Consider the following 17200-nt stretch of genomic DNA (forward strand, 5'->3'; position numbering starts at 1 on the left):
CCCGACTCCCGACTCCCTAATTACCGTGTCTCGTCCCATTCAACCTCAAAATCACCCGTTTCCATTTCTGCTCTATCTAGAGTGGGCATTATTGGCGATCGCAATTTGGACTGAATTATTACCTAATCCCAGTCTGCGGTTTCCAAGGTTTCCTTTGCTAACGCTGCTAAGCATTACTGGCTTTGGGTTGATGGGTTTGAGATTACCCACAGGAAAGCTAATCTACAAAGTTATTTATACTGCCTTTGAAATTTTACTCATTTTATTCACTTCTTTAACTGGTAGTCGAGCGATCCGTCTGTTTCCTTTCCTTTACTTACTTCTAGTCACTCGAAGTTGTCTAATTTTTAACCTACCAGGAAGATTATTGATTACGGGTTTATCTTTTACTTTTTTCCTATTAACGCTACAGCGCCGTTTTCATCGCATTCCCGCACCGCCATCGGCTCAAGAACGTTTACGTTTTTTTCCGCTCCTCTTAGCATTATTATTTGGGTTAGTTTTAGTTTTTGTGTTGTTATTAATGAATGCAGTATTAGCTGAGCGTCAAAGTCGAGAAAAACTTGCGATCGCCAACGAACAATTACGAAAATATGCACTGAGAATTGAAGACCAAGCGACTTTACAAGAACGCAGTCGCATTGCCCGAGAAATTCACGATTCTCTCGGACACTCATTAACAGCACTCAACCTTCAATTGGAAACGGCACTGAAACTTTGGCTGAGCGATTCTACCAGAGCTTACACGTTCCTCACACAAGCAAAACATTTAGGTTCTCAAGCTTTGCAAGATGTGCGCCAGTCAGTTTCAGCGCTGCGCGATCCGCTGCTGGGGCGTTCCTTGGAGCAAGCGATCGCTTCTCTAGCTGAGAATTTTGGGCGCTCCACTGGGATTATTCCGTTATGTCAAATTCAACTTGCCGATCCCATAACTACAGAGGTATCTACGGCTATCTACCGCATCGTCCAAGAAGCATTGACAAATATTAGTAGATATGCATCAGCTACTGAAGTGAAAATTCAATTACAAGTTACGAAAAACTATTTAAAATTAATAATTATTGATAATGGTAAGGGATTTCAATTAAGCCAAAATACCACTGGTTTTGGGTTGCAAAGTATGCGCGATCGCGCCCAAGTATTAGGAGGTGAATTAAATATTCGCACCGCTCCCAATTCAGGTTGTACGATTGTAGCTGATATTCCTTTACATACATGAAAAAACGAGCATGGAGGGATTTGAACCCCCGACCCTCAGAACCGGAATCTGATGCTCTATCCACTGAGCTACATGCCCTTGCACTCGGATATTATAGCATAGCAAGTTAACTGGGAAGCGATCGCTAAATTACCCCAGCTAATCCTAAGGATAACCCCGCTTTCCAACTAGCAAGATTGGACAAAGAGCGATCGCGATACTTGCCGTATCTCAGTTGCTTGTTCTTAATTTTCTCGCCCAGGTCAGGCAAGATTCCAAAATTAGGTGGCATCGGTTGAAAATGTTTCGGGGCAGCAGAACTAATAAATTCAAATAATGCTCCCATCATCGTCGTTGGTGGTAAAGTCAACGGATCTTTACCCAAAAGAATTCTCGCCGCATTCGTTCCCGCCAGCCAGCCGCCAGCCGCTGCTGCTGTATAACCTTCCGTACCGATTAATTGTCCCGCACCCAACAAAGTCGGACGGTTTTTAAACTGCAATGTCGGTTGCAATAATTGCGGGGCATTAATAAACGTGTTGCGGTGCATCACTCCTAAGCGCACGAATTCAGCATTTTCCAAACCTGGAATCATTTGAAATATCCGCTTTTGTTCGCCCCAACGTAAATTCGTTTGAAATCCAACCATATTCCACAACTGCCCCGCCTTATCTTCTTGACGCAGTTGTACTACCGCATAAGGGCGTTCCGATTGATTTTCTGGGGCGCGGAAGTCTCCCTTTCGAGCATCAAACAACCCTACAGGTTTGAGAGGACCGTAGCGCATCGTATCTTCCCCACGTCGGGCAAGTTCTTCAATGGGTAAACAAGCTTCAAAGAATTTAGCATTTTCTCGCTCAAAATCCTTTAATTCTGCCTGTTCTGCCTCACACAACGCTTGCCGAAACTGCAAGTATTGCTCTTTATTCATCGGGCAGTTGAGATAGGCTGCATCGCCTTTGTCGTAGCGAGAAGCGAGAAAAGCAATATCGCGGTTAATCGATTCCCCCACAATAATTGGACTTGCGGCATCGAAAAAGCTGAGATATTCCATTCCCGTGAAGCGATGCAAGTCGGCGGCTAAATCGGGACTAGTTAAAGGACCAGTCGCCAAAACGACAATTCCTTCTGGAATGGCGTGAAGTTCGCCCCGCCGCAGTTCGATTAGGGGGTGACGAGAGAGCGTTTCGGTCAAATTTTGGCTAAATTGTCCTCTATCTACTGCCAAAGCGCCTCCAGCAGGGACGGCGTGACTGTCGGCTTTGCCTATTACCACAGAACCCAACTGACGCAGTTCTTCGTGCAACAATCCCGATGCGCGATCGCTTGCTTGCGCCCCAAAAGAATTGCTACAGACTAATTCTGCTAAATGTTCTGTGTGGTGGGCAGGACTCGATCGCAAAGGACGCATTTCATGCAAAATCACTGGTATTCCAGCCTGGGCAATTTGCCAAGCCGCTTCTGTCCCAGCTAGTCCACCACCGATAACTTGAATTACATTGTCATTGGTCATTGGTCATTGGTCATTGGTAGTTGGTAGTTGGTAGTTGGTGAGTTAGGTAAGAGGCAATTTTTAACTTTTGACTTTCGACTTTTGACTTTTGATTTCCCCATTACCTATTACCCATTTAAATCTGTAATAAATTAGTAATAAATCTGGGTGCTGGCAGGATAATTAAAACGAGTAAAGCTAAGACTAGCAGACCGATGATATCGCGTTTGTTGTCTAGTTCGGTTACGTCGTTGAGGGCTGGTTCGTCAGCGATGGGCATGAAAAAGAGAATTATTGCCCACAACCAAAATCCAGGTTGGACTAAAGCCAATCCTAAAACTAAAAACCGGGCAATTTGACCGATCGCGGCTCCAGTACGCTGTCCAAACATAGCATGGACGATGTGACCGCCATCGAGTTGTCCTACAGGCATTAGGTTCAGCGCCGTGACTACGAGTCCCAGAAAACCCGCGATCGCCACTGGGTGTAGGTCGATCGCTTTATCTGCGGTTAGTTGAGCGCCTAATGCTAATTTACTCAGGACTGCTAGTAAAATCGAATATCCTGGGTTGAGGGCATCGGGGTCTAGAGTTCCTGCTTTCTCTGGGATTGGCACGACTTGAGAGTTTGCTAAACCCCAGATCAGCAGCGGTAGTGTTGCCACAAATCCAGCTACAGGACCAGCAATACTAACATCAAACAAGGCTTTACGGTTGGGTACGGGGCTGCGCATTTGAATAAATGCCCCAAACGTACCAGGAAAAAAGGGAATGGGAATGAAATAAGGTAGTGTAACGAGAATTTTATGAAATCTAGCTGTTAAATAGTGACCCATTTCGTGAATGCCTAGAATCGCCAGTAAAGCTATGGCATAGGGCAATCCTTCATGTAATTGGGTAATGGTTGCTGATGGTGTGGCGTTATTGCTACTAGCTAATTGCACGCCAACGACGGCAGTTGTAAATAAGGTGGCTATAACTAAGCCTACGGCTAAAAAGGGTCTAGAGAGCTGCGATTGATTCGCTTGTCTATCTTTTCGCGCTTGGGGATTGGGAACTAGGGCAAAGAAAGGTTTGCTGTTGAGTCCTTCTTGCAACAGGACTAAAAAGCGATCGCCAAATTGATTTTCAATATTCCGGCGAATTTTCTCGTAAGCATCTGTTGGAGAAGTCCGAAGTTGTCCGCGACAGATCACGGCTTGGGGTCGATATTCAATGTTGTGAATGTAGAAAGCTGACCAAGGAAAGCAGTCTCGCAATTGAGCTTCTTCTGCTGGCTCGATCGGGCGACCTGGTGTCGGTTCTGGTGTTGGCTCTGGGTTAGAATTGACTGCTGCTGGGTTAGCAGTTGGTGGCGCGGGTGACATCCCTCTCCGTCCCCACTGAATCAGCAGCCAGTACAAAACTGGGCAGATGACAAACGGACCGATTGCTAGAGCAATAGGCAGCGGTTGGTCTGGACCGTAGACTGCCATCCATATGCTCCAAATTAAGGCTGGTGTCATTAGTACCAGCCATAAAAGCCAAACGGGTGTCCGCGTCATGCCAGCGACACTGCGCCGCACGATGATATAAGTAAATAGTCCGAGGAGGAGGAGAAACCAAAATTCCATGTCTGTTGCAGTTGTACTGAGTGGGTATCGCGTCTGGGCGATGTAGACAAGTCAGTTAAGAAAACTTATCTTTCACCTCCTATTTGCCGTGCCAGTGCCATAACTTTTCTCGCCACCATAAGTTCACCATTAGACTCTCAATTTAACTTTTACCCCTCACTAATCATTCCCGAACTTTGCAAAACCAACCTACCCGTTCTCCCAAACTACCACAGGCAATTTGGCATAACGTATTTGCGTTTCCACCCAATAGAGAGACGTTAGGAGGAACTGCTTATCTTATTGTAGAAAATCAAGGCAATATTCTGATAGACTCTCCAGGTTGGGACGAAGTGAATCGGGAATATCTCAATTCTCTAGGTGGAGTCCGTTGGTTATTTATTACGCACAGAGGTGCGATCGGTCAGACGCGACACCTGCAAGCAACGTACAACTGCGAGATTATCATTCAAGAACAAGAAGCCTATTTGTTGCCAGGATTAAACGTTACGACGTTTGAGCGAGAATTTGACCTGGGAAATGGCATTGAGATTATCTGGACTCCCGGACATTCGCCTGGTTCTGCTTGCCTTTACTACCCGCAGCATGGGGGTATTTTGTTTTCTGGTCGTCATATTCTCCCCAATCTCCAAGGCGAACCAGCACCACTGAGAACGGCAAAAACCTTCCACTGGTTACGCCAATTACGCAGCGTCAAACTCATTTGCGATCGCTTTACCCGTGAAACCTTACAATACATCTGCCCTGGAGCAAATACAGGGTTTCTGCGGGGTCAGCGAGTCATTAGTAATGCGTATGAGAGATTGAATTGTGGTAGTTGGTAATTGGTAGTTGGTAGTTGGTGAAGAAAGGGTGTGGGGTGTAGGGTGTGGGAAGTGTGGAAGTGGGAGTGGTTAGTCATAACTACTGTCTTCACCGATCGCTGGTCACTGGTCACTGATAACTGCTCGTGCGCTCCCTGCTCCCTGCTCCCTGCTCCCTGCTCCCTGCTCCCTTGCTTTATGCAACCTAATCCCCACAAAAACATCGTAAAGAAAACTCCAAAAGTCTTTTCCTTGCCAGATTCCTAAAGTTTGAGGACTGCCTTTGGCATCCAAAAGATGTTTGGTGGCGTGGTATGCAGGCTGATATTTATACCAAGGAATTGAGGGCCAGAGGTGATGGGTGAGATGATAATTCTGTCCGCCAATTAATAAGTTCAGTACCGGATTGGGATAAACTCTGGCATTTGTCCAACGTCCGCGATCGCTAAATGGGCGATGGGGTAAATAATCAAAAAATAATCCCAAAGTCAGACCCACAAGCGCAGTTGGGATAAACCAAAAATTGAGGATGTAGCCCAAAAAGTGATATTGAATTGAGATGTAAAAAATTGCTGCGACAATTGCACGGCTAATAAACCACTCTAATAGTTCGTATTTTCGCCACAATCGCCGCTGAAAGAAAAATACTTCATGATAGAAGAAGCGAGCATTAATTAACCACAGAGGACCACCAGTAGAGACAAAATGATCTGGATCGTTTTCTGGGTCGTTGACATGGGCGTGGTGCTGTAGGTGTACCCGCGTAAATACGGGAAACGAAAAAGCTAACATCATGGCGCTGCCATGCCCTAAAATTGCATTGATAATTCGATTAGGATGGGCAGCTTGGTGGCAAGCATCGTGAATCACAGTGCCAGACATATGAATGGCAAGAACGTTAATTGTAAAGCAGCACCAGTGTTGCCACTCCCACAGCCAGTAACCGCAGTTGGATAATACCAATAAAGTCATGGCTGCTAGAAACATCCACACATCGGGATTTATTTTCTCAGGAGGTGCTAAAAACTCCTTGGGAACTGTCAGTGGCTTCTTTGCCTCCGACGCGATCATCTTGACTCCTTTTGCTATCGGTTGTTGCAAATTATGTTGCAAATTATTATGGTACGTTCACTAGAATACTAAAGTTTTGTGTAGCATAAGTCATTTTTACTACTGCTACTAGCAATTTATTCTCTGGCGATCGGGTGATATACCGATCGCAGTACGATCTGTGTTTGTTATCCCCTTGAAAGTTGCCTTCATGCAGTCAATAGACTCCGTTCGTCGCACTAAAATCGTCGCTACCATTGGTCCCGCTACTAGTAGCCCAGAAGTCCTCAAGGCATTGATTGAGGCTGGAGCAACCACTTTGCGGCTGAATTTTTCCCACGGCACTCACGCCGACCATCAACGCAGCATTCGCCTGATCCGGCAAACCGCTTTTGAGTTGGATCGTCCGGTTGGAATTTTACAAGACTTGCAAGGACCGAAAATTCGCCTGGGTAAGTTTGAAACTGGCTCGATTCAAGTGGGTCGGGGCGATCGCTTTACTTTAACTAGCGATCGCATTGTCGGGACTCAAGAGCGCAGTTGCGTTACTTATGACCTGCTAGCCGATGAAGTCCCCGTAGGAGCGACAATTTTACTGGATGATGGGCGAGTCGAAATGCTCGTGGAAGATGTCGATCGCGATCGTAAAGAATTGCACTGTTGCGTCACTGTGGGGGGCATTCTTTCTAATAATAAAGGGGTAAATTTTCCTGGGGTCTATCTATCCATTAAGGCAATGACAGATAAAGATCGCGAAGATTTACTTTTCGGTCTAGATCAAGGTGTAGATTGGGTAGCCCTTTCTTTCGTGCGCAATCCTCAAGACATTTTAGAGATTAAAGAAATTATTTCTAATGCAGGGAAGCAAGTCCCTGTGGTGGCGAAGATTGAGAAACACGAGGCGATCGATCAGATGGAGGCAATTTTGCCTTTATGCGATGGGGTGATGGTGGCTAGAGGGGATTTGGGGGTAGAACTACCAGCGGAAGACGTGCCGATCTTGCAAAAGCGGTTGATCGTGACGGCAAATCGCTTAGGTATCCCAATTATCACGGCGACCCAAATGTTAGACAGCATGGTTCACAGCCCTCGACCGACTCGCGCTGAAGTCTCGGATGTGGCAAATGCGATTTTAGATGGTACGGATGCGGTGATGCTGTCGAATGAGACGGCGGTGGGGAAATATCCCGTGGAAGCCGTGGCGACAATGGCGAAAATTGCCGTGCGGATCGAACAGGAACAGGCTCTAGCCTCGCCTCCAGCTCATATCAAAGATGCGCGGCGATCGATCCCTAATGCGATCAGTCAAGCCGTGGGACAGATTGCCGAACAATTAGAAGCCTCTGCAATTATGACGATGACGAAGACAGGTTCGACAGCGCGAAATGTGTCTAAATTTCGACCTCAGACTCCAATTCTTGCTGTCACTCCCCATGTCGATATAGCCCGACAGCTTCAAATGGTGTGGGGGGTAAAACCGCTGCTAGTACTGGATTTAGCTTCAACAGGACAAACGTTTCAGTCGGCTCTCAATGTGGCGCTAGAGAAAAATCTCTTAACAGAAGGAGATTTGGTCGTGATGACGGCTGGGACGCTTCAAGGAGTATCGGGATCGACAGACTTGATTAAGGTAGAAGTGGTCACAGCTTTACTGGGTCAAGGGATTGGCATCGGTCAGGGTTCCGTCAGCGGTCGCGCTAGGGTAGCTCACGCTGGAATAGATGTGAGTAAATTTAATCCTGGGGAAATTTTAGTTGCGCCCCGCACTTCTGCCGATTTTGTCGATGCGATCCGCAAAGCCGCAGGGATTATCACCGAAGATGAGAGTCTTACCAGTCATGCTGCGGTCTTGGGTTTGCGTTTGGGGATTCCTGTCATTGTAGGAGTCAAACGCGCTACCGAAGTGATTCGGGATGGGGCAATTTTGACTTTAGATATGCAGCGAGGATTGATTTATTCTGGGGCTGTGGGGGGTTAGGTAGAAGGGGCGATCGCATTCTGTTTGAGAAATTAAGATTGGGGATGCGATCGCCTGTTGTTGAGCTGATTGTTTTTATAGCGCGGCTAATTTAAAAGATCGTCTAGCATTGAACAAAGGATAATCTTCAAACTGGAGATTTAAATGGATGCCTTGGTAGAAAGATTAGATGCAAAATTGCGCCAGTGGAAACCCGATCTTGCCGAACAAGTACGCCAGCGCGTAACAGAAATCATTGAAATGGCAGATCGAGATGTGTTAGACATTGCGCGATCGCGAGTTGTCGAGCAAGAAATCTTAGATATTCTAGATGAACCCTAAACCTGGTGAAGTCTGGCTTGCCGACTTAGGACTGGCAGCGAAAACGCGACCTGTCGTAATTGTATCTCGCTACGATTCAAATCCACCGCGAGTTTTAGTGATTTACGTTCCCCTGACAACCCAAAATCGAGGTAGCCAATATGAGGTTGCAGTACCTAAACTTCAATTTTTGGAGCGAGACTCTATAGCTAACGTACAAGGGATAGGTTCTTTACCAACTGTAAGGCTTGAGCGAAAATTAGGCGTGTTGCCTGATGAAATTCTGCTCAAAATCAAGCAAGCTATCGTGTTTGCACTCAATCTTAAGTTTAGCGATTATCCAGGGGATTCAGTAGAGGAAGGGGAGCTTCCACAACAATAGGTATTATTTAGTCCTATTAACTACTCAACTGTATTTTTATTTATGACAAGTGCGATCGCATTCTGTTTGAGAAATTAAGATTGGGATGCGATCGCGTTTCATAAGAAGAAACCTCACCTCAACCGTTACCTGAGGTTCCATATCTGCCTCTCGATCAGCCATTCTCCTGAGTCTTCTCTGCGGAAAAGCCAGGTCTTCGTAGTTTGGAATGAATGTGTCACCCCATCAGCGTAAGCGACAGTGTTCACATTGCCTTGCGCAATTCCATAGACCCATCGATCGTCGATCCGTAGAGCATCAAGGGGTGTCAACTGAACAGTCCATTTCGCGACATCATAGTCCTTCTGTTCGCTCTTTGAAATCTCGTCCGAACCATATTCAGGCTCCGATCCCGGTGGAATCCGAATCGCATTTGTGGCGAATAGCTTCCGATAGGCTATTGCATCGTTGGCACTAACAGCTGCTTGATACTTCTCACACATTGCCTTGAGAACTTCGTGCGCGTCAATCATAGTTTGCTCCTTGGTTATTTTGCTCTTGCCTATTCCACAGCAGGTGAGCAGTATTGGTATAACCGAAGCCGACTGCTTGCACCAGATTTCATGACAGCATCTTCGCGCAGCTTAATATCGTCGAACTCATCGATCCAAGAGTAGTTTTGAGTTAAAACTGGGTGAGATCGCTATGCATTCTTGTGCAGCGAGCAGTTAGGATAAACTCCACAAAAGTCTCCTAACCCAAATACTTAACTGCCACCAGCTTGACATATTTATATTTTTACACTACCTAATTTGCAGCAGTTTTTGCAACAGTGAATTACAAATCTTTGAAACTATCAAAAAACTTTACCAAAGAGGGAGTAGGGAGTAGGGAGTAGGGAGTAGGGGTGTACAAAAGAAACTTTAGTTGTGGGTTTAAAGCCCACTAAAAAAGAAACAATTATATGCCAGATGCGTGGCACGAAACGGTTGGAAATCGATTTTTCAATCCGCGCGCATTTATGCGTGGGTTCCCTACTCCCTACGTCCTGCTCCCTTTGAAGCCAGCGCGTAACGCACTAAAAACTGAGAGTGATGCATTACGCCAAAGACTAACGCATCTTACGTAGATTTCAAAAATTAAACATGAGTTCTATAGGCTCAAGTTTTTATGATTAAAAATTTTCCTACAGAGATTGTTACGCAGCCAAAAGTTCAAAAATAATGAGGGTCGAGAGGTGTCCATTCCACTCGACCCTTAAGATTTTGTTGACTCTACATCAAACTGGATGAAAATAGAAAGCTAAGCCCAATACCGTATAAGTTGCTAATAGCAAAGTTCCTTCTAACCAGTTAGAACGTCCATCTAAACTAATCAGATTTGCTACTAACACAGCGATCGCTACAGCCACGGCTTCAAATGGATTGAAATCTAAATCCATCGGTTGTCCGATCGCCTGTCCGACAATGACTAAGACAGGAGCCATAAACAATGCTACCAAAAGGCTCGAACCCATCGCGATCGAAACAGACAAGTCCATATTATTTTTGACCGCAACTCGCACCGCTGTCACGTATTCTGCCGCACCACCAACTAGAGGTAACAGCACCACCCCTGTAAACAAGGGAGTCAATCCCAATCCAGCGGTAGCTTCCTCCACCTGACCGACAAATAACTCTGACTCGTAAGCAACAGCAAGCGTAGCAGCGGCTAGAACGCCAACCCACAGCCAGAGATTAGGTTTATGAGTAGACGATTCAGACTCAGGTTGAGCTTCATTTTCCAAATCTACCAATCCCACATCGTATAAATAGCTATGGGTTTTCAACGAAAATAGCAGCGTCATTCCGTAGACAACAATTAACACGACTGCGGCTGCAATGGAGAGATTTTTAATCGCTACTGGTTCTATGCCGCTAGAAGTTTCAATCACCAGTGTTGGTAAAATAATTGCGATCGCAGCTAGTGTCATGGAAGAACCATTCACCCGCGCTACCACAGGTTGAAAGTCCTGTTCTTTGTAACGCAAACCTCCCAACAACATCGCTAAACCCATAGCTAAGAGTAGATTGCTGATAATACTACCCGTGATACTGGCTTTGACAATATCAACCAATCCTTCTTTAAGGGCAACTAGGGCGATAATTAGCTCTGTGGCATTGCCAAATACGGCATTTAACAACGCACCAATTGAGGAACCTGTAACGATCGCCACTTCCTCCGTCGCCGTACTCAGCCAAATTGCTAAAGGGACGATTGCGATCCCCGACGTGATAAATATTGTCAGCGCTCCCCACTCTAAATAACGAGCTGCGATCGAGATGGGAATGAAAACCAACAATCCAAGCGAGATAATATTCTTGATTGACATGAGGGATTATCCGATACCGTCAATTACGGGGTGGAAATAAAACGCCAACCCCAACACTGCATATGCAGCTAACAGCAATGTACCCTCTAACCAGTTCGACCGACCATCGGAACTAATAGAATTTGCAATTAATACCGATACTGCTACTGCTACCAGTTCAAACGGATTGAAGTTGAGATCCATTGGCTGTCCCAACACCCAGCCAGTTATCACTAGTACGGGAGCGACAAATAGAGCAATCTGCAAGCTCGATCCCAAAGCTACGGATACCGAAAGATCCATTTTATTTTTCATTGCCACGGTAACGGCTGTAGCGTGTTCTGCGGCGTTACCGATGATGGGGACTAAAACTACCCCTGTAAACAAAGCTGTTAAACCTAGCTGGGATGTCGCAACTTCTAAAGCATCAACTAGCAATTCTGATTCTACTGCCACGAGAATTGTCGCCCCTAATAAGACTCCCACCCATACCCACAGCTTAGATTTTGCCTTCTCTGCATCATCTTCGGTCGGCTCGGATGCTGCTACTCCGGCATCGTAGAGATAGACATGAGTTTTCATCGAAAACACCAACGTCATTACGTACACTGCCATCAAGACGATCGCGATCGCAATGGAAAGATGTTGAATTGTAGCTTCGCTAATCCCGCTAGAGGTAAAGTCTACAGCCGTGGGGATCAAAATGGCGATCGCGGCTAAATTCATCAAAGAGGCATTCACCCGCGCCACCACAGGCTGAAACTCCTGCTCTTTGTAACGCAACCCTCCTAGTAGCATCGATAAACCCATCACCAGCAACAAATTACCAATAATCGATCCCGTGATACTGGCTTTTACCACATCAACCAATCCAGCATTGAGCGCCACGATCGCGATAATTAGTTCTGTAGCATTACCAAAAGTAGCATTCAACAACCCGCCTAAAGTCGGACCTACAACCACCGCAAGTTCTTCAGTTGCACTTCCCATCCAAGCCGCCAACGGTAAGATAGCCAACCCTGCGGTAATAAATACAGTTAGCTCTCCCCACTCTAGTATGTGAGCCGCGATCGAGACTGGGACAAATAGCAGCAAAACCGAAAACAGAATATTTTTTCCTGACATTTGCACATTTACTTAAGAGTACAAACGATTTTAGGCAGTGGTTGTTGGTAATGGGTAATGAGTAATGGGTAATGGGTAATGGGTAATGGGTAATTGGTGGTAGTTGCCCCTCTGCCCCTCTGCCCCTCTGCCCCTCTGCCCCTCTGCCCCTGTGCTCCCTGCTCCCTGCTCCCTGTGCTCCCTGCTCCCTGCTCCCTGCTCCCTGCTCCCTGCTCCCTACCAACTGATTTGTAACCAATCGTGTAGATTCGTGTACCGATCCCCAAACCTAGTTGCAAAAATATTAAGCCAACCTTAAATAAACCTAAACTTGCAGTTTAATAAGATCGAGTGCGATCTCTTGCTTAGAAGCAAGGTCAAGCTAGGGTGCGACTGACTTCAACAGCTGCCATTAGTTACCGATTTACCCTCAGCTATCTCGATCTCTGCTTCATTTGAGTTTTAATCTAGAGTCTTAAGCACGTTATTTCACATAGCTACTCCTTTGAGCAATATAGGGTAGCAGATTGTAAAAATTAATTTTTGTAATTTGGATATAACTTTCATGACCTCTGCTGCCGATCTTCCAGCTGCTGAATCAAATTTTCCGCTCGATCGCGATGCCAAGCATCAAGTAAGTCTCAATCCCCTGCAAACGGCTACAGGTGTATACGTGACCGTTCACGGTCATTTCTATCAGCCACCTCGCGAGAATCCTTACTTAGATGCGATCGAGCGTCAGCCTAGTGCTGCACCCGCTCACGACTGGAACGAACGCATCCACCATGAATGCTATCGTCCAAATGCTTTTGCCAGGGTATTGAACGATCGCGGTGAAGTTTTGGGGATCGTTAACAACTACGAGTATTTCAGCTTCAATTTCGGTTCTACGCTGCTGTCTTGGTTAGAGCGTTACGATTTGGAGGTGTATCAGCGGATAATCGAAGCAGACCGCAACAGTTGCGCTCGTCTGAACGGTCACGGTAATGCGATCGCTCAAGTTTACAATCATATCATTCTACCTCTAGCCAACGAACGGGATAAATACACTCAAATTCGCTGGGGTATAGAAGATTTTCGCTCCCGTTTTGGACGCGATCCCGAAGGGATGTGGTTAGCAGAAACTGCGGTAGACTATCCCACTTTAGAGGCTTTGGTTGCAGAGGGAATTCGCTTCATTATCCTTGCCCCCTCCCAAGCCCAACGCTGTCGGACGATCCCCACAGACGAACAGCCAGTAACTCAGTGGCACGAAGTCGGAGGCAGTCAGATCGATCCCACTCGCCCTTATCGTTGCTTTCTCGAAGGGGTGAGGAGTGAGGAACGAGGAGTGAGGGGATCGGAAATTAACAACGGTCATCCCGACTCCCGACTCCCGAACGCCAGTTCGCAAGAGCGGGGGAACCCCCGCAAGCGACTGGCTCCTCCCGACTCCCGCCCATACATAGATATTTTCTTCTACGATGGTCCAATTTCGCGGGACATGGGCTTCAGCGATGCACTCAACAATTGCCATCACTTTATCGGACGGGTGGGACTGGCAATTCGCGGGGATCGCCGTTCTGCACAGTTAATTTCTGTTGCTACAGATGGTGAAACTTTCGGACATCATAAAGGTGGTACGGAAAAAACCCTCGCCTACGCCTTTACAGAAGAATTTCCCCGCCGAGGTTGGACGGTAACGAACTACGCCCATTATCTCAGCCTCGATCCGCCAACTTGGGAAGTAGAACTCAAACCCGTCACTGCTTGGAGTTGTTCGCATGGTGTAGACCGCTGGCAAGATGATTGTGGTTGCGGTGGTGGGGGTGCTTGGGATCAAAAATGGCGGCGACCCCTACGCAACGCCCTCGACTGGTTGCGCGATCGCTTAATTGATGTTTACGAAGTTACTGCTAAAAGTTTATTCAGCGATCCCTGGTTAGCACGGGATGAATATATCCAAGTCATTCGCGATCGCTCGGTGGCTAACGTTCAACGCTTCCTCTCTCGCCATCAATCCCATCCGCTGACGGACTCAGAACGAGTCGATGCCCTGCGGTTGTTAGAAATGCAGCGTCATGCCTTGTTAATGTATACGAGTTGCGGTTGGTTCTTTGAAGAAATTTCCCGTCCCGAAGGCACGCAAATTTTGCGTTATGCTGCTAGAGCTTTGGAACTTGCGGAAGATGTAGCAGGCGTGCAACTTGAAAAAGAATTTATCAACCATCTCAGCCTTGCCCCTAGTAATGTCGAGTTTTTCGGTCATGGGGCGGAAGTCTACCGTCAACTGGTGCTAACTGCCCAGGTTAACTTTCAGCAAATTGCCGCTCAATATGCCATTACTTCCTTGTTTAGGAAACAGGAGATCGGCTCTAACGGTCAACGCTCAACGGTCAACAGCCAACTGGATCGCTTTTCTACAACCCACTGCCCGCTGCCTACTCCTCATATCTATTGCTATACGGTCAATCAGCTAGACTACCAATGGCAGCGCGTCGGTACGCTGACTCTAGCTGTAGGGCAATTGGAACTCATGTCGGAAATCACCTGGGAGAAGGAAGAGTTAGTATTTGCCGTGTTGCATCTGAGTGGCTGGGATTTTCATTGCTGCATTCAGCCATTTACAGGGCGGCGATCGTACAACCAGATGAAAGAGCAAGTGTTTGAGTCTTTGCAACAAGCTAGCGCCGCCCATGCGATTCAGAAGATGATTCAAATATTTGGCGATCGCGCGTTCAATTTGCAAGATTTAATTGCCGAGGAACGTCACCGGATCGTCCAGATGTTAAGTCAGGAAAGCTTGACGCGCTTAGATCTGCTCTACACCCAAGTTTACCGGGATAACTATGGGGTACTCATGGCTTACCACCGCGATTATTTACCCGTCCCCCAAGAGTTGCAAGTTGCAGCTGAGATTGCTTTAGGTAGTCGCTGTTCAGATTTGGTGCGATCGCTATGTGAAGAAATTGGGGATCGCGACACTTGGGAACACTTGGCAGAATTAGAAGCAGTCGCTACAGAAGCTAACTTGTTACGCTGTCAGTTGAAGTTACCAGAAGTCAAACAAAGTCTAGAACAGCTGATGCTGCGATCGCTCTGGCAACTATTACACGGTAATGTCGCTGTAGAAGAAGAAACTCAAAAAATCGAGCGTTCGATCGATATTGGTTGTCAGCTCAATCTCGGCTTATCTTTGGCGCGCGTCCAAGAAGTTTACTGCCGCTGTCTGCACAGTCAAATTATCCCGCAGTGTCTCCAAATTCTTGACGGTGACGGAGAAAGTCGAAATGGCGATCGTCCGATGTGGGATTTGACCCAATTACGCTATCTATTGAGGTTGGGACAAAAATTATCTGTAGATGTTGGCGGGTGGTTGGATCGGATTGGATAGAGGCGAATAGGCAAAAGCAATTTGCCGGAAGCTAGAGATCTCGATCCCCCCTAACCCCCCTTAATAAGGGGGGAATAAAAAAGCCTCTGTTGAAGTTGGAGTTTGAGGTTGAACGGCTTGCCAATTCTTGCCTCATAAGGGGGAAATTGAAAGCCCCCTTTTTAAGGGGGTTGGGGGATCTCCAAGATCTTTGCATCGTTAACCGATTAATAAGGGGGAAATTGAAAGCCCCCTTTTTAAGGGGGTTGGGGGATCTCCAAGATCTTTGCATCGCTAACCGAGATTTATTGGCTCTCTACCCAGCCAAGAAATTTCTCTTTAAGATCGAAGTAGAAATTTCTTGACATTTGGGCATGAAGCGCATAGTACTGATCGCTGGGTTTGAATCTTTTAACGCTGACTTGTACCGTCAAGCAGCAGCTTTGGCATGTTCCCGCTGCCCAGAATTAGAAATTTGCGTATTTAGCGATCGCGATATTTCTACCAAACCTACTGAAGTAGAAACTGCACTCGATAACGCCGATGTTTTCTTCGGTAGCTTGCTATTTGACTACGACCAAGTTTTGTGGTTGCGCGATCGCCTCACCGCGATTCCAATTCGCTTGGTATTCGAGTCCGCCTTGGAACTGATGAGTTTAACCAAACTCGGTGCGTTTGCGATCGGCGACAAACCCAAGGGAATGCCCAAGCCAGTTAAATTTATTCTGGATAAATTTAGTCAAGGACGAGAAGAAGACCGACTCGCAGGATATATCAGCTTTTTGAAGGTGGGACCAAAACTATTGAAATACGTCCCAGTTCAAAAAGTGCAAGATTTACGTAACTGGTTAATTATCTATGGTTATTGGAATGCAGGAGGTGCGGATAATGTTGCGGCACTATTTTGGACGCTAGCCGAAAAATATTTAGGGTTAAAAATAGGTGATATTCCTCCCCCCATCGAAACACCTAACATGGGGTTGTTACACCCCGATTATTCAGACTTTTTCACCTCACCCCGCGAATATTTGGAATGGTATCTGAATGAGGGAGCAGGGAGCAGGGAGCAGGGAGCAGGGGGAGCAGCTACCAATTACCAATTACCAATAATTGGAATATTACTCTACCGCAAACACGTCATCACCAAACAACCTTATATTCCTCAATTAATTCACTATTTTGAACGGGCAGGATTAACACCTTTACCGATTTTTATTAATGGGGTAGAAGGACATGTTGCAGTCAGAGATTGGATGACGACAACTTATGAAACTGCACAAAGACAGCTAGGAAATGTCGAAACTCCTTCTTTATCGAGTGAAGCTGTAACGGTCGATGCAATTGTTTCTACAATTGGTTTTCCTTTGGTAGGTGGTCCGGCGGGTTCGATGGAAGCTGGACGACAAGTAGAAGTTGCGACGCGCATTCTCAGCGCCAAGAACGTACCCTATATAGTTGCCGCACCACTGTTAATTCAAGACATCCATTCTTGGACGCGCCAAGGAATCGGGGGCTTGCAAAGTGTCGTACTATATGCACTACCAGAACTCGATGGTGCGATCGATACCGTGCCTTTGGGTGGATTGGTGGGAGAAAAGAT

At 46.5% G+C, this 17200-nt stretch carries 15 protein-coding genes and 1 tRNA gene; 7 read left to right on the forward strand and 9 right to left on the reverse strand.

Annotated elements, in window-relative coordinates:
- The first annotated feature begins 25 nt into the window (after window positions 1-25).
- Window positions 26-1219, forward strand: coding sequence for a sensor histidine kinase (locus ACRC32_RS17060; RefSeq protein ID WP_438555101.1), 1194 nt, complete (start codon window positions 26-28; stop codon window positions 1217-1219).
- A gap of 5 nt (window positions 1220-1224) precedes the next feature.
- On the opposite strand, the gene ACRC32_RS17065 is transcribed toward ACRC32_RS17060, so the two are convergent.
- From ACRC32_RS17065 to ACRC32_RS17075, 3 genes are all read right to left on the reverse strand, one after another.
- Window positions 1225-1297 (reverse strand) — tRNA-Arg (locus ACRC32_RS17065).
- Window positions 1298-1343: 46 nt separating this feature from the next.
- Complete coding sequence (trmFO, locus tag ACRC32_RS17070) at window positions 1344-2711, reverse strand: FADH(2)-oxidizing methylenetetrahydrofolate--tRNA-(uracil(54)-C(5))-methyltransferase TrmFO (protein ID WP_438555088.1); 1368 nt, start codon at window positions 2709-2711, stop codon at window positions 1344-1346.
- A gap of 115 nt (window positions 2712-2826) precedes the next feature.
- The gene (locus tag ACRC32_RS17075) at window positions 2827-4302 is read right to left on the reverse strand and encodes a site-2 protease family protein (RefSeq protein ID WP_438555089.1); all 1476 of its coding nucleotides are present in this window, start codon (window positions 4300-4302) and stop codon (window positions 2827-2829) included.
- A 176-nt stretch (window positions 4303-4478) separates the two neighbouring features.
- Between ACRC32_RS17075 and ACRC32_RS17080 the strand changes: the two genes are divergently transcribed.
- Entirely contained in the window at window positions 4479-5126 is a 648-nt protein-coding gene (locus tag ACRC32_RS17080) for an MBL fold metallo-hydrolase (protein WP_438555090.1), read from the forward strand.
- On the opposite strand, the gene ACRC32_RS17085 is transcribed toward ACRC32_RS17080, so the two are convergent.
- Together ACRC32_RS17085 and crtR are read right to left on the reverse strand one after the other, a co-directional pair.
- A complete protein-coding gene (locus ACRC32_RS17085) occupies window positions 5075-5239 on the reverse strand; it encodes a hypothetical protein (protein ID WP_438555091.1) in 165 nt (54 codons plus the stop codon). The genes ACRC32_RS17080 and ACRC32_RS17085 overlap by 52 nt on opposite strands.
- Window positions 5229-6176, reverse strand: a complete 948-nt coding sequence (gene crtR, locus ACRC32_RS17090) for a beta-carotene hydroxylase (RefSeq protein ID WP_438555102.1) — start codon at window positions 6174-6176, stop codon at window positions 5229-5231. Before crtR ends, ACRC32_RS17085 begins: the two co-directional genes overlap by 11 nt.
- A gap of 190 nt (window positions 6177-6366) precedes the next feature.
- On the opposite strand from crtR, the gene pyk reads away from it, so the two are divergent.
- The 3 genes from pyk to ACRC32_RS17105 all read left to right on the forward strand — a co-directional run bounded on the left by pyk (window position 6367) and on the right by ACRC32_RS17105 (window position 8815).
- Window positions 6367-8133 (forward strand): pyruvate kinase, encoded by a 1767-nt coding sequence (gene pyk / locus ACRC32_RS17095; protein ID WP_438555092.1) that lies wholly within the window; start codon window positions 6367-6369, stop codon window positions 8131-8133.
- Window positions 8134-8277: 144 nt separating this feature from the next.
- On the forward strand, window positions 8278-8454 hold the full coding sequence (locus ACRC32_RS17100; RefSeq protein WP_438555093.1) for a hypothetical protein: 177 nt from the start codon (window positions 8278-8280) through the stop codon (window positions 8452-8454).
- Entirely contained in the window at window positions 8444-8815 is a 372-nt protein-coding gene (locus ACRC32_RS17105) for a type II toxin-antitoxin system PemK/MazF family toxin (RefSeq protein WP_438555094.1), read from the forward strand. Before ACRC32_RS17100 ends, ACRC32_RS17105 begins: the two co-directional genes overlap by 11 nt.
- Before the next feature lie 125 nt (window positions 8816-8940).
- Here ACRC32_RS17105 and ACRC32_RS17110 read toward each other — a convergent pair whose 3' ends face one another.
- The 4 genes from ACRC32_RS17110 to ACRC32_RS17125 all read right to left on the reverse strand — a co-directional run bounded on the left by ACRC32_RS17110 (window position 8941) and on the right by ACRC32_RS17125 (window position 12535).
- Window positions 8941-9327 (reverse strand): YybH family protein, encoded by a 387-nt coding sequence (locus ACRC32_RS17110; RefSeq protein ID WP_438555095.1) that lies wholly within the window; start codon window positions 9325-9327, stop codon window positions 8941-8943.
- A 746-nt stretch (window positions 9328-10073) separates the two neighbouring features.
- The gene (gene cax, locus ACRC32_RS17115; RefSeq protein WP_438555096.1) at window positions 10074-11165 is read right to left on the reverse strand and encodes a calcium/proton exchanger; all 1092 of its coding nucleotides are present in this window, start codon (window positions 11163-11165) and stop codon (window positions 10074-10076) included.
- A 6-nt stretch (window positions 11166-11171) separates the two neighbouring features.
- Window positions 11172-12269, reverse strand: coding sequence for a calcium/proton exchanger (gene cax / locus ACRC32_RS17120; RefSeq protein ID WP_438555097.1), 1098 nt, complete (start codon window positions 12267-12269; stop codon window positions 11172-11174).
- 8 nt (window positions 12270-12277) lie between these two features.
- Window positions 12278-12535 carry a hypothetical protein gene (locus ACRC32_RS17125; protein ID WP_438555098.1) on the reverse strand — a complete coding sequence of 86 codons (258 nt, stop codon included), beginning with the start codon at window positions 12533-12535 and terminating at the stop codon, window positions 12278-12280.
- 278 nt (window positions 12536-12813) lie between these two features.
- Between ACRC32_RS17125 and ACRC32_RS17130 the strand changes: the two genes are divergently transcribed.
- Both ACRC32_RS17130 and ACRC32_RS17135 read left to right on the forward strand, forming a co-directional pair.
- Window positions 12814-15621, forward strand: coding sequence for a DUF3536 domain-containing protein (locus ACRC32_RS17130; protein ID WP_438555099.1), 2808 nt, complete (start codon window positions 12814-12816; stop codon window positions 15619-15621).
- A gap of 353 nt (window positions 15622-15974) precedes the next feature.
- Window positions 15975-17200 (forward strand): DUF3479 domain-containing protein (locus tag ACRC32_RS17135; protein ID WP_438555100.1); only part of this gene is annotated, 1226 nt, incomplete at its 3' end.

The organism is Chroococcidiopsis sp. (assembly GCF_051657925.1).
GTDB lineage: Bacteria > Cyanobacteriota > Cyanobacteriia > Cyanobacteriales > Chroococcidiopsidaceae > Chroococcidiopsis.